At 46.7% G+C, this 19,144-nt stretch carries 20 protein-coding genes and 1 pseudogene; 10 read left to right on the top strand and 11 right to left on the bottom strand.

The genetic code is table 11. The annotated features are described in order from the left end of the window. Positions 1 to 24 precede the first annotated feature (24 nt). Positions 25 to 411, top strand: a complete 387-nt coding sequence (gene rplQ / locus PG915_RS15260) for a 50S ribosomal protein L17 (RefSeq protein WP_031493230.1) — start codon at positions 25 to 27, stop codon at positions 409 to 411. 101 nt (positions 412 to 512) lie between these two features. Here rplQ and PG915_RS15255 read toward each other — a convergent pair whose 3' ends face one another. After that, entirely contained in the window at positions 513 to 980 is a 468-nt protein-coding gene (locus tag PG915_RS15255; protein ID WP_353497267.1) for a DUF2780 domain-containing protein, read from the bottom strand. A gap of 95 nt (positions 981 to 1,075) precedes the next feature. Next, complete coding sequence (locus PG915_RS15250) at positions 1,076 to 1,699, bottom strand: FKBP-type peptidyl-prolyl cis-trans isomerase (protein ID WP_042502775.1); 624 nt, start codon at positions 1,697 to 1,699, stop codon at positions 1,076 to 1,078. A gap of 211 nt (positions 1,700 to 1,910) precedes the next feature. On the opposite strand from PG915_RS15250, the gene PG915_RS15245 reads away from it, so the two are divergent. Further along, positions 1,911 to 2,507, top strand: a complete 597-nt coding sequence (locus PG915_RS15245) for a LysM-like peptidoglycan-binding domain-containing protein (protein WP_353498737.1) — start codon at positions 1,911 to 1,913, stop codon at positions 2,505 to 2,507. Positions 2,508 to 2,571: 64 nt separating this feature from the next. Here the strand turns inward: PG915_RS15245 and PG915_RS15240 are convergent, their stop codons facing one another. Further along, on the bottom strand, positions 2,572 to 3,024 hold the full coding sequence (locus PG915_RS15240; RefSeq protein ID WP_353497266.1) for a GNAT family N-acetyltransferase: 453 nt from the start codon (positions 3,022 to 3,024) through the stop codon (positions 2,572 to 2,574). Positions 3,025 to 3,144: 120 nt separating this feature from the next. Continuing rightward, a complete protein-coding gene (cpdB, locus tag PG915_RS15235; protein ID WP_353497265.1) occupies positions 3,145 to 5,106 on the bottom strand; it encodes a 2',3'-cyclic-nucleotide 2'-phosphodiesterase in 1,962 nt (653 codons plus the stop codon). Between the two features lie 319 nt (positions 5,107 to 5,425). On the opposite strand from cpdB, the gene cobA reads away from it, so the two are divergent. The 5 genes from cobA (at position 5,426) to cysC (ending at position 11,192) form a co-directional block, all read left to right on the top strand. Next, positions 5,426 to 6,301 (top strand): uroporphyrinogen-III C-methyltransferase, encoded by an 876-nt coding sequence (gene cobA, locus PG915_RS15230; protein WP_353497264.1) that lies wholly within the window; start codon positions 5,426 to 5,428, stop codon positions 6,299 to 6,301. A gap of 84 nt (positions 6,302 to 6,385) precedes the next feature. After that, entirely contained in the window at positions 6,386 to 7,294 is a 909-nt protein-coding gene (gene cysD / locus PG915_RS15225; protein ID WP_042502781.1) for a sulfate adenylyltransferase subunit CysD, read from the top strand. A gap of 18 nt (positions 7,295 to 7,312) precedes the next feature. Further along, on the top strand, positions 7,313 to 8,725 hold the full coding sequence (gene cysN / locus PG915_RS15220) for a sulfate adenylyltransferase subunit CysN (protein WP_353497263.1): 1,413 nt from the start codon (positions 7,313 to 7,315) through the stop codon (positions 8,723 to 8,725). An 87-nt stretch (positions 8,726 to 8,812) separates the two neighbouring features. Further along, on the top strand, positions 8,813 to 10,537 hold the full coding sequence (locus PG915_RS15215; protein ID WP_353498736.1) for an SLC13 family permease: 1,725 nt from the start codon (positions 8,813 to 8,815) through the stop codon (positions 10,535 to 10,537). 22 nt (positions 10,538 to 10,559) lie between these two features. Beyond that, on the top strand, positions 10,560 to 11,192 hold the full coding sequence (gene cysC, locus PG915_RS15210) for an adenylyl-sulfate kinase (protein ID WP_353497262.1): 633 nt from the start codon (positions 10,560 to 10,562) through the stop codon (positions 11,190 to 11,192). Positions 11,193 to 11,204: 12 nt separating this feature from the next. Here the strand turns inward: cysC and PG915_RS15205 are convergent, their stop codons facing one another. Next, positions 11,205 to 12,107, bottom strand: coding sequence for a TIGR03899 family protein (locus PG915_RS15205; RefSeq protein WP_353497261.1), 903 nt, complete (start codon positions 12,105 to 12,107; stop codon positions 11,205 to 11,207). Positions 12,108 to 12,305: 198 nt separating this feature from the next. Here PG915_RS15205 and PG915_RS15200 point away from each other — a divergent pair, with 198 nt between their 5' ends. Continuing rightward, on the top strand, positions 12,306 to 12,440 hold the full coding sequence (locus tag PG915_RS15200) for a hypothetical protein (RefSeq protein WP_353497260.1): 135 nt from the start codon (positions 12,306 to 12,308) through the stop codon (positions 12,438 to 12,440). Between the two features lie 58 nt (positions 12,441 to 12,498). On the opposite strand, the gene PG915_RS15195 is transcribed toward PG915_RS15200, so the two are convergent. From PG915_RS15195 to zrgA, 4 genes are all read right to left on the bottom strand, one after another. Then, positions 12,499 to 12,960 carry a DUF3299 domain-containing protein gene (locus PG915_RS15195; RefSeq protein WP_418642300.1) on the bottom strand — a complete coding sequence of 154 codons (462 nt, stop codon included), beginning with the start codon at positions 12,958 to 12,960 and terminating at the stop codon, positions 12,499 to 12,501. 79 nt (positions 12,961 to 13,039) lie between these two features. Beyond that, positions 13,040 to 14,299, bottom strand: coding sequence for an ABC transporter permease (locus PG915_RS15190; RefSeq protein WP_353497259.1), 1,260 nt, complete (start codon positions 14,297 to 14,299; stop codon positions 13,040 to 13,042). Then, a complete protein-coding gene (locus tag PG915_RS15185; RefSeq protein ID WP_353497258.1) occupies positions 14,296 to 14,985 on the bottom strand; it encodes an ABC transporter ATP-binding protein in 690 nt (229 codons plus the stop codon). The genes PG915_RS15190 and PG915_RS15185 overlap by 4 nt, the downstream gene beginning before the upstream one ends. Positions 14,986 to 15,040: 55 nt before the next feature. Beyond that, positions 15,041 to 15,730, bottom strand: a complete 690-nt coding sequence (gene zrgA / locus PG915_RS15180) for a zinc uptake protein ZrgA (RefSeq protein ID WP_353497257.1) — start codon at positions 15,728 to 15,730, stop codon at positions 15,041 to 15,043. A gap of 310 nt (positions 15,731 to 16,040) precedes the next feature. Here zrgA and PG915_RS15175 point away from each other — a divergent pair. Further along, positions 16,041 to 17,352: pseudogene (locus PG915_RS15175) on the top strand (IS4 family transposase). Positions 17,353 to 17,410: 58 nt separating this feature from the next. Here the strand turns inward: PG915_RS15175 and PG915_RS15170 are convergent. Continuing rightward, entirely contained in the window at positions 17,411 to 17,962 is a 552-nt protein-coding gene (locus tag PG915_RS15170; RefSeq protein WP_353497256.1) for a YtfJ family protein, read from the bottom strand. A 279-nt stretch (positions 17,963 to 18,241) separates the two neighbouring features. On the opposite strand from PG915_RS15170, the gene PG915_RS15165 reads away from it, so the two are divergent. Next, on the top strand, positions 18,242 to 18,442 hold the full coding sequence (locus tag PG915_RS15165; protein WP_112460392.1) for a DUF1107 domain-containing protein: 201 nt from the start codon (positions 18,242 to 18,244) through the stop codon (positions 18,440 to 18,442). A 59-nt stretch (positions 18,443 to 18,501) separates the two neighbouring features. Here the strand turns inward: PG915_RS15165 and msrA are convergent, their stop codons facing one another. Continuing rightward, on the bottom strand, positions 18,502 to 19,125 hold the full coding sequence (gene msrA, locus PG915_RS15160; RefSeq protein ID WP_353497255.1) for a peptide-methionine (S)-S-oxide reductase MsrA: 624 nt from the start codon (positions 19,123 to 19,125) through the stop codon (positions 18,502 to 18,504). Positions 19,126 to 19,144 lie beyond the last annotated feature (19 nt).

Below are 19,144 nucleotides of genomic sequence, written 5' to 3'. Positions count from 1 at the left end.
GATACTAGTTAGAAGGATTAGGTCATGCGCCATCGTAAGAGTGGTCGTCAACTCAACCGCAACAGCAGCCATCGCAAAGCGATGTTCAGCAATATGGCTAGCTCTCTTGTACGTCATGAAGTAATCAAGACTACATTGCCTAAAGCAAAAGAGCTACGTCGCGTAGTTGAGCCTTTGATTACACTAGCTAAGACTGACAGTGTTGCTAACCGTCGTCTAGCATTTGCACGTACTCGTGATAACGAAGTAGTTGCGAAACTATTCAACGAACTAGGTCCACGTTTTGCTGCTCGTCAGGGCGGTTACACTCGTATCCTAAAAGCTGGCTTCCGTGCTGGCGATAAAGCTCCAATGGCTTACATTGAGCTAGTTGATCGCCCAGAAGCATCTGAAGAAGCTGCTGCTGAGTAATCAGTAAAGTTCGTAGAACTAAAAAAGCCGAGCATTTATGCTCGGCTTTTTGCTATCTGCGATCTTGGTCATCGATCGTAAATAGAAGTACCCATTCCCTATCACTGCCAAAGTGATGTCAGCGAATCCATCAACCCTGAACTTGCCCCTTGTGAGCCCAGATACTCCAATACCACAGGCGCGAACTTTGAAATCATTGCAGGGTCTAGACCCACTGATGAGAAAGCACTTTTTACACTGTCCATATCTTGTATTGAAGATAGAAGACCGGAGCTAGTTAACGCGTCCATTCCAGGAATCATTGAGCTTAGTTCACCTTGCTGATCTGAACCTAGTGAACTCTGCGCAAGAGAGAGAAGCGCGCCTACGCCAGTTGTCGCTTGTTCAGGGGAAACAGAAAGATTGTTGACTAAGTCATTCACGACTGGCGAGTCTTTTGCGTTCATCATCGAGTTTGCACTAGAAAGTAAACTGTTTGCATCGTCAGCGGATACGCCAGAGAGATTAAGTGCAGCGTGAGTTGGTGCTGAAATTAGTAGTGCCGTAGAAAGGGTTAGAAGAGTTCTCATGATATCGTCCATTTTATTGTCTATCCCATTAAGGTTAGACAATAAAAAAGCAGTGACGAGTCACTGCTTTTAAAAATTGAGTATCAGAGCTGAGATTAAGCGATGATGTCTAGTAGCTCAACTTCGAATACTAGTGCTGCAAACGGAGGAATCGCTGCACCTGCGCCGCGCTCACCGTATGCTAGGTCTTGAGGAATGTACAGTTTCCACTTAGAACCTACAGGCATCAGTTGAAGAGCTTCAACCCAGCCTTTGATTACGCCAGTTACTGGGAACTCAGCTGGTTGACCGCGAGATACAGAGCTGTCGAATACAGTACCGTCTGTTAGCTCACCGTGGTAGTGAACACGTACAGTTTTGTCTGCAGATGGGATTTCGCCAGTACCTTCAGTGATGACTTCGTATTGAAGACCAGACTCAAGAACCGTTACTTCTGAACGAAGAGCGTTATCTTTTAGGAATGCTTCGCCGTCAGCTGCAGCTGCTTTTGCTGCTTCTTGACGTAGTGCTTCTGCGCGAGTGTGTAGCTCTTGCAGTGCGTTGTTGATCTCGTCAATTTCGATCTCTGGCATGTCACCAGTTAGTGCAGTTGCAATACCTTTAGCGATTGCATCTACGTTTAGACCTTCTAGGCCGCTACCTGCTAGTTGTTGGCCCATTTGTAGACCAATACCATAGCTTGCTTTCTGTTCTACAGTTTCTAATTTCACGTCAGACATGACGGTCTCTCTTGCTATTCGAATGAAGACGAAAGCATACCAGTTCTGACTTTAAACCGAAACGCTCTAACCAACTTTTACTAATTAATTCGTTTTGGTTGTTAAACTTGTGACATTAGGCGGTTATAAATTAGCAGACCTGCGATTTTTCTATACTCTGAACGCAGGTTTTCTTAAACTGAGACGGTTGTTTAGTAGGAGACCAATGGGAATGAATCGTCGTCACCGTAAAAAGCAGAAAGTTGACCACGTTCAAGTGCTGAAAGATAAATGGCAAGCGCTCGATTTATCGCGTCTAAAGCAAATCGACTTGTCTCGATTGTCTGCGATACGTGATAAGGCTAAGGCGCTATGGCATCGTTTGCCGCGTCTACACAGAAGGGTTTTGAGCGTTCTCATTCCTGTTGTTATTGTATTGATGCTTCTGCCTGGTCAAAAGGCCGAGGCGCCTCAAGTAACACCTACCAATCAACGAGTCGCGGTCAGCGTCAATACCGCGCCATTGAGTGAGCAGTCGTCGCAGGTTAACGTGGAAGAGCCAGTTGAAACGGATTGGCGTGAGTACACGGTGAAAAAGGGTGACACGCTCGCGCGCGTATTCCGCACTAACCAATTGCCGATGGCAGACTTGAATGCGCTGGCACGCATTGAAGGCAGTGACAAACCACTAAGCCGAATAAAGCAAGGTCAGCTAATTCGATTCAAGTTCAATGAAGAAGGTAGTTTAGATATCTTACAGATTGAGCGTGGAGACCAGTCTATCATGTTCTTCCGTTTGTCTGATGGCGGATTTGGTCGCAGTAAATAAATAGAGACAAGAAGGGGCGCGCAAGCCCCTTTTTTAGTCCAAGTCTTTGTTGTTTAAGTGACCGTTATTTGAGAAGCCTCATGTCAATATGAGGGATATCGTCTTCTAGGTATTCATCTGAGCAGGCACTAAAGCCATGTTTTGAGTAGTAGCCTTGTAAGTGAGATTGCGCACCGATTTGGATGCTCTCATTGGGCCACAGACGCTCACACTCGAGTTTTGCTTGCAGCATTAAGTCATGACCCAAACCGCCCCCTCTATGCGTCTGCTTTGTCGCGACACGGCCAATACTCACTTGATCGTAGGTGGTCCCTTTCGGTAGCAGTCGCGCACAGGCGACGAGTTCACTCCCTTGGTAGCCTAGTAGATGGTGTACGCCTTCAACTTGGTCTTTGTTATCCAGTTCTGGATAAGGGCAGGTTTGTTCAACCACAAAGACGTCGACGCGCAGTTTGATCAACTCATATAGCTCAGTCGTGTTGAGTTCAGTGAACGTTTTTGTCTTCCAGATAATCATGATGTACTTCTCTTTATTGCTATCAACGGCTAATCATTCTTAGACTAAACCGAGGCCAATAAAAAAGCCACGCATTACACGTGGCTAGATTCACTAAGGCAATACTAAATTTAGATCACCTTATTTCTGCAAGTCGATCTGGTAAACGGCGAAGCCAACATCGTCAGTCGCTACCTTTTTCATTGGGTATTGACCTTTGTCGCTGATAAATTGCGCCGCTTTCTCTGATGGAGAGGTTTCAAAGCGCACGTCCAGCTTAGCGCTTGTACTAATTGGAGCAAATGACCAGTTGTTGTCCGCACTTGGCGTGACTTCGCCTTTCTCTTTACTTACTTTTGAAATGTAGTTAGCAACGATAGAGCGGTTTTCATCTGGAGAATCAAACGCGATAAACTCGCTACCTGTACCAGGGAACTTGTTGCTGTATGCACGGTAGTTGTTGGTCGCAATGATAAAGGTTTGCTTCATGTCGATTGGTTTACCGTTATAAGTCAGGCCAACGATACGCTCGCTGCCTTCATCCAGTAGTTTACAGTTGCCGTCATAACGGGCTGGTTTAGTGACATCGATTTGATACTCAACACCATCCATCACATCAAAGTTGTAGGTGCGGAAACCGTCCCAATCGATCAATGATTGTGGCTTGTTAGAGTTCGCATCGATTTGTTTAAACTGACCCGCAGAACACTCCAACCATTCCTTCACTTCTTTACCCGTTACTTTCAATGCTACGAGCGTATTTGGGTATAGGTATAGGTCGGCTGCGTTACGGAATGTAAGTTGACCCGATTCTACTTCGGTAAAGTTAGCAGGATCGTTCTTGCGTCCGCCGGCTTTAAATGGCGCAGCGGCTGATAGCACTGGTAGGCCATCAAGATCCGGGTCGCCTTGGATCATGGTTTCAACATAATCTTTTTGCGCAAGGTTAACGATCTGTACTGTAGGATCATCTTGAACTAGCGCTAAGAAGCTGTACATTACGTCATTCGCTTTACCAATCGGTTGGTTAACGAAATCACGTGTCGCACTGTGGTCGCCTTTAACCGCGTTGACAATACCTTGATCTGCTTCAGCAATTGGCTTTTTGTTAGCTGCATCGAAGATTGGACGAGCTTCTGTTTGTGCGTCAGCTACTTTCCAGCTGTCACCGTCTTGCTCAAGCACAAGATCCATGACACCAACGTGGCTACCCCAGCGTCCTGGCATCACGGCTGCAACACCATTGATGGTGCCTTTTTCATTATCGACGCCTTGGATATTGTCAAAACCTTTGCCAGGGAAGACCGCATGAGAGTGACCAAACGCAATCGCATCGATGCCTTCTACTTCAGAAAGGTAGTACGTCGAGTTCTCTGCGCCGGCTTTATACGGATCGCTTGAAACACCTGAGTGCGGGATTGCAACGATAATGTCCGCACCTTCTTTCTTCATCTGTGGCACAAGCTTTTCAGCTGAAGCTTTGATGTCTTCAGCAAACACTTTGCCTTCGAGGCTTTTCTTATCCCAAACCATGATTTGTGGTGGTACAAAGCCGATATAACCTACTTTAACTTCATGTGCATTGCCATCGATGTCTTTGAACGTATGAGTTTTGATCAGGTACGGCTTGAAGTAGTGGTCACCGGTTTTTTTGTCAAATACGTTAGCGCTGATGTAAGGGAAGTTAGCGCCTTCCAATGAGGTTTTAAGGAACTCAAGGCCGTAGTTAAACTCGTGGTTACCAATGTTACCTACATCGTAATCAAGCTGGTTCATCGCTTTATAAACAGGGTGGATTTCACCTGGCTTGATACCTTTCGATGCCATGTAGTCACCCATCGGGCTACCTTGAAGTAGGTCACCGTTGTCCACCAATACGCTGTTCGTTACCTCACCTCGAGCTTCTTTCACCAAAGTAGCAGCACGAGCCAAGCCGATTTTCTGGGACGGCTTATCCTTGTAGTAGTCATAATCCATGACATTGGTGTGAATGTCCGTCGTTTCGATAATTCTTAACTTGATCTCGTCAGCCATTGCTGGGCCTGCCATTGCTAGCATACCGCCTAGCACAGCGATAGAAATGGGGTTCACTGCCACTTTCATCTTCATATCCTTCTAATTCGAGGGTGATTCAAAAACGCGTTAAGTGTATCAATTTGTGATGTAATAAATGTCTCTATGACTATAAAAGTGTGATCTGTATTTGTTACTTACTGGGGTTATGATACCGATCTCTCACCTTTATCAGTAAGACTACAACTGATAGAGGTTCAATGCGGCGAGTTAGCTCGAAATCTGTACATATTTTCAGGCTAAATAGCTTCTTTAGTGGCTTTTGGAATAAAAAATGAAATTTTAGAATTTCCAGTAATATAGGCGAGTGGTCATAATGCCATCATTCGATATGCGAAGGATTGCCATTATGAACTCAACTTTTACTAACCAGCCGGGCAAGGGAACCACACCCACTTTGGTTAGCAGCCACGATAAGCCTAGGCTGGCTAAATCACAGCTCAATAAAGGCGAGGTGGCTTTAATCGGCGCCGGTCCTGGTGATCCTGAACTACTGACCATAAAAGCATTAAACCTGCTGCAACAAGCTGACGTTGTCCTCTATGACTATCTTGTTTCTGAAGAAATTATGGCGCTGGTACCAGATAGTACTATTTTAGTTTGTGTGGGCAAAAGAGCCGGTCATCACAGCGTTCCTCAAGAGAAAACCAATCAACTGTTGGTCGAGTTTGCCCAGAGCGGTCATAAAGTCGTTCGTATTAAAGGTGGCGATCCATTCGTATTTGGTCGTGGTGGTGAAGAGCTGCAAGTTCTTGCTACAGCCGGCATTCGATTCCAAGTCGTACCGGGCATTACCGCAGCCGCTGGTGCGACAGCTTATGCGGGTATCCCTTTGACTCATCGAGACTACGCGCAATCGGCGTTGTTTGTTACTGGGCACCTAAAACCGGATAGCGATGACATGGATTGGTCTACGTTGGCGCGTGGCAATCAGACTCTCGTTATCTATATGGGGCTAATGAAATCTGACTATATCCAGTCGCAACTTATTGAACATGGCCGCAGCTCTAGCGTGCCTGTTGCGATTATTGAGCGCGGGACACAGGTAACCCAAAAGGTCTTACGTGGCACGTTGGCGACTCTACCGGAGATGGCCAAAGATGCGCAGTCGCCATCACTGATTGTTGTCGGTGAAGTGGTCTCGCTAGCCGATGAACTCTCTTGGTTTGGTGAAGATAGTGTGCAGCCAAGCCAAATCGAAACACTACAAAGTATTAGAGCTTAATCCCTAAGAGGATAGCTCACTCATATTCTAAATCAGTCGTGTGTTGGCCAAGTCACGTCAACATGAACAAAGGAAGCACAACTCATGGACCAAGAAAGACTCACACACCTTAAACAGTTGGAAGCGGAAAGTATTCACATCATCCGCGAAGTCGCGGCGGAATTTGATAATCCCGTCATGATGTACTCGATCGGTAAAGACTCGTCGGTGATGCTGCATTTAGCGCGTAAGGCATTTTACCCAGGTAAGATCCCATTCCCATTGCTGCACGTTGATACCGATTGGAAGTTCAAAGAGATGATTGAATTTCGCGACCGTACAGCAAAGAACTACGGATTCGAGCTTTTGGTGCACAAGAATCCAGAAGGTCTAGCCATGGGCTGTAGCCCGTTTGTGCATGGCTCATCTAAGCATACCGATATTATGAAAACGCAAGGTCTGAAACAGGCGCTCAACAAGTACGGTTTTGATGCAGCATTCGGTGGTGCACGCCGTGATGAAGAGAAATCTCGTGCCAAAGAGCGTGTTTACTCATTCCGCGATAAGAACCATACGTGGGATCCGAAGAACCAGCGTCCAGAGTTGTGGAAAACCTACAACGGCCAAATCAACAAAGGTGAGAGCATCCGTGTGTTTCCACTCTCTAACTGGACTGAGCTCGATATCTGGCAATACATCTTGCTAGAAGGCATTGAAATCGTGCCTCTGTATCTTGCAGCACCGCGTCCAGTGGTAGAGCGCGATGGCATGTTGATCATGGTGGATGATGACCGCATGGAGATCGGTCCGGATGAAACGGTTGAACACAAGAGTGTGCGCTTTAGAACGCTCGGTTGTTACCCATTGACTGGTGCTATCGAGTCGGAAGCGACCACGCTCACAGGGATTATTGAAGAGATGCTTGTCGCAACGTCCAGTGAGAGACAAGGACGAGCGATCGACCACGATCAGTCAGGATCGATGGAGCTTAAGAAACGTCAAGGATACTTTTAAGGATCGAAGGAACAGATTATGAACAGCGCAGTAGAAGCACAACTTGCCGAGCTCGGTATTGAAGGTTACCTGAGTCAGCACCAGTACAAATCGTTACTTCGATTCCTAACCTGTGGCTCAGTTGATGATGGTAAAAGTACCTTAATTGGTCGCTTGCTCCACGACTCGAAACAAATTTATGAAGATCAACTGGCGGCCGTTCACTCAGACAGCCAACGTGTTGGTACGACCGGTGAAAAGCCAGACTTAGCCTTGCTTGTCGATGGCTTGCAGGCAGAGCGTGAACAAGGGATCACGATTGATGTGGCATACCGCTACTTCTCGACCCAAAAACGTAAATTCATTATTGCTGATACTCCAGGACATGAGCAGTACACGCGAAACATGGCAACAGGCGCATCGACGTGTGATCTTGCGGTGATCTTGATTGATGCACGTAAAGGCGTGCTCGATCAAACTCGTCGTCACTCGTTTATCTCCAGTCTACTTGGTTTAAAGCACTTTATTGTTGCGGTGAACAAGATGGATTTGGTCGATTACTCCCAGCAGCGCTATGAAGAGATCCGCGATGAGTATCTGACTTTCTCTGAAAATCTAGGCAAAGACATCGACATTCAGATGATCCCGATCTCTGCCCTAGAGGGTGATAATGTCGTGGATCTGAGTGACAAGATGGGCTGGTATCAAGGTGAGTCTTTGCTTGATCTACTTGAGAAAGTAGACATCGACCAAGGCAAACAGCAAGGCGAGTTCCGCTTCCCAGTTCAGTACGTTAACCGACCAAACCTCGATTTCCGCGGTTTTTCCGGCACCATTGGCTCCGGTGAAATCCGCGTTGGCGATGAAATTAAAGCATTGCCGTCCGGTAAGACTTCTAAAGTTGAGCGTATTGTGACCTTCGATGGTGATTTGCCAAGCGCATTTGCTGGTCAAGCGGTGACGTTAACGCTGACCGATGAAATTGATATCAGCCGTGGTGACTTGATTGTTAAGCAAGACGCACGTGTTGCGTCATCAAATCGTCTACTAGCGGATATGGTATGGATGACGGATGAACCACTAGCAGCAGGTCGCAGCTACGACATCAAGATTGCGGGTAAGCAAACGCAGGGTCAGTTAGATGCGATTCGCCATCAGTACGACATCAACTCGCTGAAATCGTTTAAGACAGACTCATTGCCGTTAAACGGCATTGGTTTGTGTGAGTGGTCACTGACGGAGGCTGTAGCCATTGATAGCTACGATTCGGTTCAAGATACCGGTGGTTTTATTGTTATTGATCGCCTCACTAACGTGACAGTGGGTGCCGGCCTAGTTCGTGAAGCTTTGGCGGAAGAGCAGCGTTCATCGCAAGAGCGTATGGGTGCCTTTGAGAAAGAGCTTAAAGCTCTGATCATGAAGCACTTCCCTGAGTGGGACGCAAAAATATAATCTGCTCAATACAACCGTAACCATGGGCTTTAACTATCGCTAGAGCCCATAATAACAACGCAGTGACTTTACTTAAGGAATAGGATGATGTGGGAACAAGGAGTGGTGCTAGCTTTACTGATGTCCATCATCACTTGCTTGATAGCAACCCAGATCAAACCGAGCCTTATTTTTGCAGGCGCTGCGTTTTTGGCGTTTATTGCTGGCATGATAGATATCAATGCGGTTGCGAGCAATTTCACCAACTCATCACTGCTGACACTTGTGTTGCTGATTTTATCCTCAGCAGCGCTAGAGAAAACACGCTTAATTAGCTGGGTTAGCCGCTCTATTGCGACTGGGCGTTTAGGGGCAGTTGTCGCTAAACTGGGTATCTCGACCGCACTGCTTTCCTCGTTCACTAACAACACGGCGGTGGTTGTCTCGTTAATTGGTGCTATCAAGCGCAATCAACGCCACGCACCATCCAAGTTACTTATCCCGCTATCTTATGCCGCCATTCTCGGTGGCACACTGACGCTGATTGGTACCTCAACCAACCTCATTATCAATAGCTTTGTTGAGGATGTAGGCTTACCGAGTTTAGGTTTTTTCGAGCCAACTTGGATTGGTTTGAGTGTATTGCTCGGTGGCGTGCTGGTGCTCATACCGCTTAGCTATTTCTTACCGAACTACGATGACATTAACCAAGATGATCTACCGTATTTCTTAGAAGCACGAGTGGAATCTGGTTCACCATTGGTGGGACGTAGTATCGCCGAAAATAACCTTAGAGCACTGCGAAAGCTGTTCCTTGCCGAAGTGGTTCGAGATGGCCAAACATTGGCATCGGTTGGTCCTGACTTTGTATTAGAAGCCAAAGACCGTTTGCTGTTTTGCGGTGATGTGGAAAGTGTCGCGACGCTACAAGAAATTACCGGCTTAACTTTTTTTGGCCAGCATCATCTTAATGGGCAGAATCTACTGGAAGTGGTGGTGAGTTCGTCGGCGACGTTCTGTAATAACACCCTCAAGTCGAGTCAGTTTCGAGATCGCTTTGATGCGGTAGTCGTGGCGATTCGTCGCGGTCATGAGCGCTTGGAAGGTGGACTAGGTAACATCACACTGCAAGCGGGTGATACGTTAGTACTCGCTCCGGGTAAACGCTTTGAGGCACTTCGTCGTCAGCATCGCAAAGAGTTCGTACTGGTCAACGATTTAGACTCCAGTGCCAAGCTTGATCTAGCGAAGTCTAGCTATGTTCTGTTTGGCTTTGTTGCGGTCATAGCGTTAGCACTTACTAACGTGCTGCCTATCATCAAAGGGCTTGCACTGTATCTGATAGCGGTATTGGCGTTTGGTATCGTTAATTTAGGAGAGCTGCGTCGCCGCTTCCCAACTGATATTGTGGTGATTGTCGGCTCAGCACTTTCCATTGCTCAATTGATGATTTCAACCGGCCTTTCTGAGCGTATGGGTGACATGTTCATCGAGATGTTCAATGGCTGGGGAGTATTTGGCGCGTTAGTGGCCACTTACTTAGTAACACTTTTACTGACCGAATTGATTACTAACAATGCCGCCGCGGCACTGGCTTTTCCGATTGGCTACAGCATGTCGGTCGCCTATGGCGTCGATCCTATGCCGTTTATCATGGCAGTGCTGTTCGGGGCGAGCGCAAGCTTTGTGTCTCCTTACGGCTATCAAACCAACCTATTGGTGTATAGCGTGGGTAATTATCAGCTTAAAGATTACATGCGGATTGGCATTCCCATCTCCATCGTTTACTCGGTGTTGGTGCTCACTCTTATCCCTTACTTTTTTCCTTTTTAACGGCGTTACCTAAGGACGAGTTATGTCGAATACTGTACAAGCCTCTGACACTATCGAAAAAGATGAAAACGTGATTTGGCATCAACATGTAGTGACCAAGTCAGAGCGTGCTGAATTGAAAAAACAGCAGCCTGTAGTACTGTGGTTTACTGGCTTATCGGGGGCAGGCAAATCCACCGTTGCTGGGGCGCTCGAAACAGAACTAGCAACTCGTGGCTACCATACCTATTTGTTAGACGGTGATAACGTCAGACACGGTCTTTGCCGCGATCTAGGTTTCTCGGAGCAAGACCGACGTGAGAATATTCGCCGTGTTGGTGAGCTGGCTAAGTTAATGGCGGATGCTGGCCTGATTGTCCTCTCTGCGTTTATCTCTCCACATCGAGAAGAGCGAGCTTTGGTTCGCGAGTTGCTACCGGACGGCGAGTTTATGGAAGTGTTTGTCGATGCGAGCTTAGCGGTGTGCGAATCACGCGATCCAAAAGGACTGTACAAGAAAGCGCGTGCTGGCGAGATCCCTAACTTTACCGGTATCGACTCTGAGTACGAAGCGCCGCTTAACCCTGAGATCCATCTTAAAGCCGGCGACTATGCCGTCGCCGAGCTGGTGGAGCAATGTTTCGCGATACTCAAGGCTAAGCAAGTCATCAGCTAATCAATAGGGCTGCTATACCGTATGATGAAAAGAGGTTGGCAGCTCACCTTTGACCACAAATTTTCGATTCAGCAGCGCCACCAATTGCTCCTGATATTGAGCGTTGCTGCGATGACCAAGCAATTGACATAGCTCATTGCCGGTCGGCGTAAAGCGGTAGTAGGTCAACGTGATGCCTTTGGTTTTCGCTGCGAGCGTCATTTCTTGGCCTTGATAGGTTAGCTTTAAGGGTGCATCTTTACTGATCTCTCCTGATTCAAGCTCTGTTGCCAGCAATACACCTAACTCGACCAACAGCAGAATGCTAGAATATGGCAATTGATACTCGCCTAAACTCAATTCATCCACACTCTCGCGACGAGAAAAGCTGAATAACCCTGTTTGATGTTTAATGCCCAGCAGCAACTTACGACTGCTGTCTGTCCCAAAGCTGCAAGCCAATGAAGAGGCTCTTTGTAGAGTTTGCGCTTCTTTAGGGGTCATGTCCCTAAGCGTTTTAAGTGCCTTCATCGAAGTGGCTCCGGGATTGGTGATTTCGCGTTTTAGCACTTGAGCCCAAAGCTTTTGCATCGACGAGTTGTGGATCTCTTTCGCCATATCAAAATAGCGTACTAACCAGTCAAAATCAGGTTCTCCCGCCACTTCGTTCTTGCACGCTGCCATTGCTGCTTTGATGATCTGCTCCAGGTTTTTCTGGCGCTGCTCTTTGCCTTGTTTTTCACGCAGCATGGCTCGTTCAAATAATGATTGGCTTGGCGTTTCCTCACGGATAAGGGCATCGAGGTAATGAGATTCGGCAATCGCACGTAAACGACTGGCGCTGTCTTTCATGTGATGGGCTTTCTTTTGCCCAGAGTCACTGGACGAGGTGGATTCTACTTTAGCAGGCTTGCTCTCAACGGGATGATGACTCATTACTCAGACTCAATATGAAGCGAAAACGAAGCAATAATGTGCAATAAGCCTTCAATTTAGCGGGAATTTCGTGCAAAAACCAGCGTAATTTATGTGAGCTGATGTCCGAAAATGACGGATGTGAGAAGCGGTTGTAAAAACTCTAGGATAAATGCTAAAATTTTGTTAAGTTTATGCTTCATAATAGAGGAGGGCGTTATGAGGCACTCAAGAGACAATCACTCGTTAGAGAGTCATACGCCACAGAGCAAAATGAAAAAGCAGGTCTCGGTTGTCTTGCTGCTGTGTGTCTATATTGGCGTGCTGGGCTATCTTTCTACATTGATAGGCTAACAGCCTAGCACGCGGTTTCGTATCTAACGGTTTCGTATGTAACTGCAACGTGGCTCAATTACCACTCGGTTTCGTCATATCCATCATCGTAGTCTTCGATCTCATAACCATCGATTAAGTAGCCAGTTTGCGCTAGCTCTGAGTCGATGGTTTCGGTTTTTAGCGTACCTACTACATAGATTACATCCCATAGACGGTGTACAGGTGCGCCTTCTTTGAACTTCACGTAGATGATTTGGTTTGGCGGCGGTGGTGGAACGTGGATACAGGCACCGAAGTAGGGTACCAATAGAAATTCCGTTACCGCATTTTCATCCCCCTCGAGTGGGATCACGAAGCCAGGAATTTTCACCTTACTGCCATTGAGCTCTTGGCGCACGGTACCGACTTTCGATTGTTCCATCACACCACCGGAGTGATCGACTGAAGGCATCCCCATCGCATCAAACTGATTGCGCTCTTTCTCCGGAATGAGATCAATCCAATCAAGTGTTAATACATCTGAGTCAGTTTCAGCCATCGCCAGTGGCGCAGCCAGTACGCTCAGGGATAGCAGTAAGCCACAAAGTAGCGTTTTCAAGGTTTTCATCGAAGTCCCACTAAATACGGATGGTCATGCCATCACTTAATGATTGTCTGTACGCACGCAGCGCAGGGAAGAAGCCAATAATAATGCCTGCTAACTGCACAAACCCAAGTAGCATCCATTCGTGTGAACTGATCCCAGATAAGGCAATATTAATCCCGTAACTTGAGGTAATGATTGGCGCTGCGACCGCAAGCATCGCATACATTCCACCCACACCGCAAATGATACCTATAGTGGTTAAAACCGTGGCTTCACTAATCAGTAAAACGAACACATGGCGCGGCCTTGCCCCCATTGCTCTGAGTATCGCCATTTCGCGGCGACGCTCCTGAAGACTGGTCAATAAGCTTGATAGCATGCCCATAAGACCTGCTACGACCACAAACACCGAGACAATCAACAGCGCTTGCTCTGCTACGCTCATCATTCCCCAAAGTTCATGCAATGCAATACCAGGGAGGATTGCGCTGAGCGGTTCTTGTTTATAGGTGTTGATCTGGCGCTGCAAGGCGAAGGTTTGGATTTTACTTTTCAGTCCAATCATCATCGTCGTGATCTGCTTGGGATGGAAATCCATTTCGAGTAGCTGTTCTTTACTTGGATTGTTGCCAAGGTTTGCACCCGACTCCCAACCGACGTGAATGGCTTCGATGGCTTCCAGTGACACGTGAACTGTTTTATCAACCGGGGTGCCGGTGGGTGCCAAAATGCCCACGACTTTAAATGGCGTATTTTCATGGCGGCTAAAACCCACATCGCTGATGCCATGAGCAATAATGATCTCAGTGCCGATGTCATAGCCAAGCTTCTTAGCCACTTCTGAGCCGATAACCGCTTCAAATAAGCTATCGAACTCTTCCCCTTTGCTTAAAGAGAGATGCTGCTTTTGACCATATTGATAATGCTCAAAGTAGCTGTGATTAGTGCCCATTACTCGAAAGCCGCGATGAGAATCACCGAGAGAGATAGGGATCGCCCATTTTACCGCGCGATGATTGCTAAATTCTTCAAAACTTTTCCAGTCGATGTTGTTGGTTGCGTTACCAATACGAAACACAGAGTAGAGTAATAAGTTCACTTGTCCCGAGCGCCCACCCACAATTAAGTCTGTGCCAGAAATTGTGTTGGCAAAGCTGCTTTTGGCTTGAGTTCGAATTCGCTCCACGCCCATTAGCAAAATAACTGAGATCGCCACTGTCAGAATGGTGAGTAGTGCCGTGGTTTTACGGTTGAGTAGGCTTTTCCACGCCAGCTTTAATGTGATGCTCATAGCGGCCTCACTTGATTAATATCTTGTAGGTTTTCAGTACGCTTGAATAAAGGCTCGAGCGTTGGATCGTGGCTGACGAAGATGAGTGTCGACTCAGCGCGGTTCGCTTGTTCCATGAGCAGCTCGATGAAGGCTTCACGGTTATCGTGATCTAAGGCTGAGGTCGGCTCGTCAGCTATCAGGAATTCGGGCTGGCCGATGAGTGCCCTAGCAGCCGCTACGCGTTGCTGCTGACCAATACTGAGTTCAATAACTGGCTTTTGCAGTAAATTGGATGGCAGACGCAAGTGGTCAAGAAGTCGCTTTGCTTCATCAGCTAGCGAGCCAGATACCTTTTCTTTACGTCTTTGCGAAAAGTGGCAAGGCAGCGTGACATTGTCGATGACTGACAAGTAAGGGATCAAATTAAACTGTTGAAAAATATAACCGATGTGGTCGGCGCGGAATCTATCGCGTTTTGACGCTGAAAGCGCAGTTAAGCTTTGATCGAGTGCCAAGATATCACCGCTGGTGGCCGTATTTATACCGGTGAGCAAACCGAGTAATGTCGACTTACCACAACCACTTGGGCCTTTGAGAAATAAATGCTCACCTTGTTCGATGATGAGAGAGGGAATATCAAGAGTTGGAGCTTGGTCGGGCTGCCACTTAAATGTGACGTCTTTGAGTTTGATTACGCTAGCCATAGTGTCCTCTAAAAACGACCTTCAAGCCTCGGGCGAGGCCTGAGGGTTGGACGGTTTAGAATTTAATAGTTGTGCTACCTGATGTCAGTTCCGTTGCCGACTGTGCGCTATCCGTTAGCAGGTTCACAGATACTTTCTCAGTTGCAGGGAAGTGTGTAAACCATTGTGTATCAATTTGAGAGACTTTAGCGACGTCTTCACAAGAGAATTGATATTGAATAGAGAATTCACCGTGGCCATCATGATGGTCGTGGTCGTGGTCGTGGTCTTTGTGCTCATCATGATGTTCGTGTTCATCATGTCCTTTATGGTCATCATGGTGGTCATGACCTTCATGATCATGTCCCTTATGATCGTCGTGACCTTTGTGATCATCATGATCTTTATGCTCGTCATGGTGATCATGCTCGTCGTGATGTTCACCTTTCTCTAGCGTATTTTCTATATGAGCCTCAACCAACTTACAGTTCGCCGCCGCTGGAATGGTAAGGATGCTGTTCACATTGTTCAGTTTTGTTTTAGCATCAGCCATTGCTGCTTTCTCAGCGTCTGTTTTTGGCGCGTGTTCAAAGCCCACCACATCAGCACCTGGAGCGGTGATTTCCACTAAAAGATCTTGACCATCTTGAGCAATGTTAAATTCTACATGGCCATGCACATGGGCATCGTGTTGACGAAATTGATCTTCAGCGACAGCGAACTGCGATACGACAAGACCAGCTAAGAGTGTCATCTTTAGTTTCATGATTAATCCTTAATAGCGAGGTAAAAATACGGGGTACCTATGCAGGTGAAAATACTATTGAAAAAGCCGGGTGCAGAGGTCTCCAGTGAGAACGATGCGATCGGTTCTCGTTTAACTGTTGTTTGTTATGTTATAACAAATAAGGATATTTTCCAGAGGAAACAACACTCAGCCTGAGTTTTATGACCGGAAAACAACAAAAAAGGAGCCCAGAAGGCTAATGCCGATCAGTTAACAACTAAATGATCGGTTGAACGATCCATTCAAAGTGTCAAAATCCGAGTGTATTCAATGCACTCGGATTTTTTTTATGTTTTTAAGACAGGCTCTTAACCAAGTTCATCAATTCTCTGCAGAGCAACTTTCGGGTTTATCTGATCTGCTTTCTCCAGAACTCATTTCCCAGTGTTTGGAAGATACAGGAATTACGACTATTCGCAGACGAAGGTTACCAATGGAAATGATGGTTTGGAGTGTTGTTGGGATGTCTCTGTATCGCCATTTGTCCATGGAGAAGGTCGTCTCGAAGCTGGATATTCTTCTCCCAGGTAAGAAGCCATTTGTTGCTCCGAGTGCAGTAATTCAGGCAAGACAAAGGCTGGGCTCCGATGTCATGAAATCCGTCTTTACTCAAACGCAGAAACTATGGAATGACAAAACGCCCCACCCAGACTGGCATGGTTTAACACTTCATGCGGTCGACGGTGTAGTCTGGCGAACCCCTGATACTAAAGACAATGATGAGCGCTTCAGTCGAACTCGGAATCAAAAGTGCTCGTCCGAATACCCTCAGGTCCGAATGGTCTGCCATATGGAGCTGACAAGTCACCTTCTAAATAGTGCATCGTTCGACTCTACATCAAAGAGCGAAGTGGACTTAACTACGGAGCTCATTGAGCGCTCTCCCGACCATAGCCTAACTATCTTCGATAGAGGTTTTTACGCTCTAGGACTATTGCACCGTTGGCAGACAACAGGGTAGAGAGGCATTGGCTTATTCCAATGCGTAAAGGAGCTCAATACACAATGCTTCGCAAGTTAGGGCGTGGGCAAGAGTTGGTCGAATTAAAGCTATCCCCTCAAGCTAGGAAAAGTGGCACGATGCACCAGAAACACTGGAAGCTCGATTGATAACTAAGACTATTAAGGGTAAGGAGGTACGGTTGTTAACCTCGATGACTGACCCCTTGCGCTACCCAGGAAAAGACATCTCAGAGCTTTATGGACATCGATGGGAGATAGAGTTGGGTTATCGAGAGATGAAACAATATATGCTTCAAAACAACCTGACTCTAAGAAGCAAAAAGCCCGAACTAATAGAACAAGAACTGTGGGGGATGCTGTTGGCCTATAACTTACTTCGGTTCTTAATGTGCCAAATGGCCTACGACCAAAACAAGGTAATGCCTTACCAGATAGGCTTTAAACAAGCTTCGTTGTTCTTAATAGGACAGTTACAACTCCTTCCTGCCGTCGCACCTGGAAGAATCCCGGAGGTGATGAACTATATCCTAGATATGGCTGAGAGTTTTACGTTGCCAGAAAGGCGAGATAGGAGCTATCCAAGAGCGGTAAAAAGAAGGCCCAGTCGCTATGCGACTAGGCCTTCTAAAAGGTGTTAGCTTCTTAACTTACAAGCATTAGCCCAGAAGGCTCCTTTTTAGAATCTTTTACCACAGGTTACATATTGTCTTTAACCAGACCTAATACCTGCTGAATGTCTGCTTCGCTTAACGCGCCTTCTTTGACATACAGGATTTTACCTTGCTTGTCCTGAACGATAATCGCTGAGCTTTCTGCGGCTAGTTGCCAAGCATTCGATACTAAGCCGTGCTTATCGAGTACCATTGATGACCAAGGAAACTCTTTTTTGCTGTCCTCTGCGGAAGATTTAACGAAAGAGCTGGTACCCCACATCGCATCGTCTTGGTTGATGACAGTTGTGGTTTGATAGCTCTCTTTTGGAAAATCGGCAGCGGTGATAGCAGCCATCAGTGGCGCGTTCATCTCTTTTGAGCTGCTGCGGCCGGCGATTGCTTGGATGACACGAACTTTACCTAGCATGTCATTAGTGCTCCAAGCTTGGTAGTTGATTGCGTCGTTGTTTAGGATAAGTTCACCGTGATCACTGACCGATACAGAGCGAGCATTTCCACCGACTTGTAGGTTGGTTGCCATAGCAAATGCTGGCACAAGCAGCATCGCAAGAGTTAGGAGAGGCTTTAGTTTCATTGTAATAGTTTCCGTTATTTTTTAGTGGGCGGCTACCTTAGGTGAACTCATGGTGAGCCACAATGTAATGAGTGATGATTTGACCAAGAATTGTCTGTCTCTCAATAAAATCATCTCAAGCATAACAGCAATTTATAGCTTGTTGCAAAGTTGTTAACTTTTGTTTGTGTCCTCAAGAATTTCGAGTATAATTTCAATCGAACGCAAACTATATTGCGAAATGACTCGCAGAAATGTGGTCACGATTAGATGTACTCAAACGGATATTGAGGTTAGGTTATGCTGCGTAAGTTTACGGTTTATCGTCCGCGTCAAATTGCGAAGTTCGTAAAGACGTTGTTTAAAGGTCAGTTCTTTATTGCAGGAATTGGATTGTTTCGTTTTGATAACGGCAAGGTGCTGCTTCCAGAAGTAGAGGACAGGCAAAAACTGGTGGCGTTTAAAGAGATAAACGGAGAGATTGCCGCATTGGCACTCTAAAAAGGCTAAACAAATTAAAATGAAATGCCCTCGCAATTGCGAGGGCATTTTTGTAGGTGTCAGTTTAATTCTGGTGGAAAGCACACTCCGGTGCCGCCAATACCGCAATAGCCATTCGGGTTTTTCGCAAGATATTGCTGGTGGTAGACCTCGGCAAAGTAGTACTCGTCAAGAGGGGCAATTTCAGTGGTGATACCAGTGTCTCCAAGCGCTTGCTGATATTGTTGCTGCGTTTGCTTGGCAATCTCTGCCTGTTCGTTATTTGTGGTGTAAATCGCTGAGCGGTATTGGGTACCGATATCGTTGCCTTGACGCATTCCTTGAGTCGGATCGTGCTTTTCCCAAAATGTGCGCAAAATGGCAGCTAGCGAGGTTTGCGTGGTATCGAATACGATGCGAACCACTTCGGTGTGGCCGGTTAAACCACTGCATACCTCTTCGTAAGTTGGGTTAGGCGTAAACCCGCCAGAGTAGCCAACAGACGTTGAAACCACGCCCGGTAATTGCCAAAACAAGCGCTCTGCACCCCAAAAACAGCCTAACCCTAAAACAATGCTCTCTTGCTTCGCGTTAAGTGGTGCGTAAAGGTCAGATTGATTGATAAAGTGCGGCTCCATATTCGCTATGGCGTTATCTCGACCCGGAAGTGCTTGGTCGGCGGAAATCATTTCTTGTTTACGCATCGTCTGTTCCTTTTTTAGA

It is taken from the genome of Vibrio sp. CB1-14 (genome assembly GCF_040412085.2).
GTDB classification, from domain to species: domain Bacteria; phylum Pseudomonadota; class Gammaproteobacteria; order Enterobacterales; family Vibrionaceae; genus Vibrio; species Vibrio chaetopteri.
This window is presented reverse-complemented; position numbering and strand designations above follow the sequence as displayed.

Excerpts from the sequence above, each read along its gene's own strand:
- rplQ (WP_031493230.1), top strand. The coding sequence starts at position 25 with ATGCGCCATCGTAAGAGTGGTCGTCAACTCAACCGCAACAGCAGCCAT.
- PG915_RS15255 (WP_353497267.1), bottom strand. The coding sequence starts at position 980 with ATGAGAACTCTTCTAACCCTTTCTACGGCACTACTAATTTCAGCACCA.
- PG915_RS15250 (WP_042502775.1), bottom strand. The coding sequence starts at position 1,699 with ATGTCTGACGTGAAATTAGAAACTGTAGAACAGAAAGCAAGCTATGGT.
- PG915_RS15245 (WP_353498737.1), top strand. The coding sequence starts at position 1,911 with ATGAATCGTCGTCACCGTAAAAAGCAGAAAGTTGACCACGTTCAAGTG.
- PG915_RS15240 (WP_353497266.1), bottom strand. The coding sequence starts at position 3,024 with ATGATTATCTGGAAGACAAAAACGTTCACTGAACTCAACACGACTGAG.
- cpdB (WP_353497265.1), bottom strand. The coding sequence starts at position 5,106 with ATGAAAGTGGCAGTGAACCCCATTTCTATCGCTGTGCTAGGCGGTATG.
- cobA (WP_353497264.1), top strand. The coding sequence starts at position 5,426 with ATGAACTCAACTTTTACTAACCAGCCGGGCAAGGGAACCACACCCACT.
- cysD (WP_042502781.1), top strand. The coding sequence starts at position 6,386 with ATGGACCAAGAAAGACTCACACACCTTAAACAGTTGGAAGCGGAAAGT.
- cysN (WP_353497263.1), top strand. The coding sequence starts at position 7,313 with ATGAACAGCGCAGTAGAAGCACAACTTGCCGAGCTCGGTATTGAAGGT.
- PG915_RS15215 (WP_353498736.1), top strand. The coding sequence starts at position 8,813 with ATGTGGGAACAAGGAGTGGTGCTAGCTTTACTGATGTCCATCATCACT.
- cysC (WP_353497262.1), top strand. The coding sequence starts at position 10,560 with ATGTCGAATACTGTACAAGCCTCTGACACTATCGAAAAAGATGAAAAC.
- PG915_RS15205 (WP_353497261.1), bottom strand. The coding sequence starts at position 12,107 with ATGAGTCATCATCCCGTTGAGAGCAAGCCTGCTAAAGTAGAATCCACC.
- PG915_RS15200 (WP_353497260.1), top strand. The coding sequence starts at position 12,306 with ATGAGGCACTCAAGAGACAATCACTCGTTAGAGAGTCATACGCCACAG.
- PG915_RS15195 (WP_418642300.1), bottom strand. The coding sequence starts at position 12,960 with ATGGCTGAAACTGACTCAGATGTATTAACACTTGATTGGATTGATCTC.
- PG915_RS15190 (WP_353497259.1), bottom strand. The coding sequence starts at position 14,299 with ATGAGCATCACATTAAAGCTGGCGTGGAAAAGCCTACTCAACCGTAAA.
- PG915_RS15185 (WP_353497258.1), bottom strand. The coding sequence starts at position 14,985 with ATGGCTAGCGTAATCAAACTCAAAGACGTCACATTTAAGTGGCAGCCC.
- zrgA (WP_353497257.1), bottom strand. The coding sequence starts at position 15,730 with ATGAAACTAAAGATGACACTCTTAGCTGGTCTTGTCGTATCGCAGTTC.
- PG915_RS15170 (WP_353497256.1), bottom strand. The coding sequence starts at position 17,962 with ATGAAACTAAAGCCTCTCCTAACTCTTGCGATGCTGCTTGTGCCAGCA.
- PG915_RS15165 (WP_112460392.1), top strand. The coding sequence starts at position 18,242 with ATGCTGCGTAAGTTTACGGTTTATCGTCCGCGTCAAATTGCGAAGTTC.
- msrA (WP_353497255.1), bottom strand. The coding sequence starts at position 19,125 with ATGCGTAAACAAGAAATGATTTCCGCCGACCAAGCACTTCCGGGTCGA.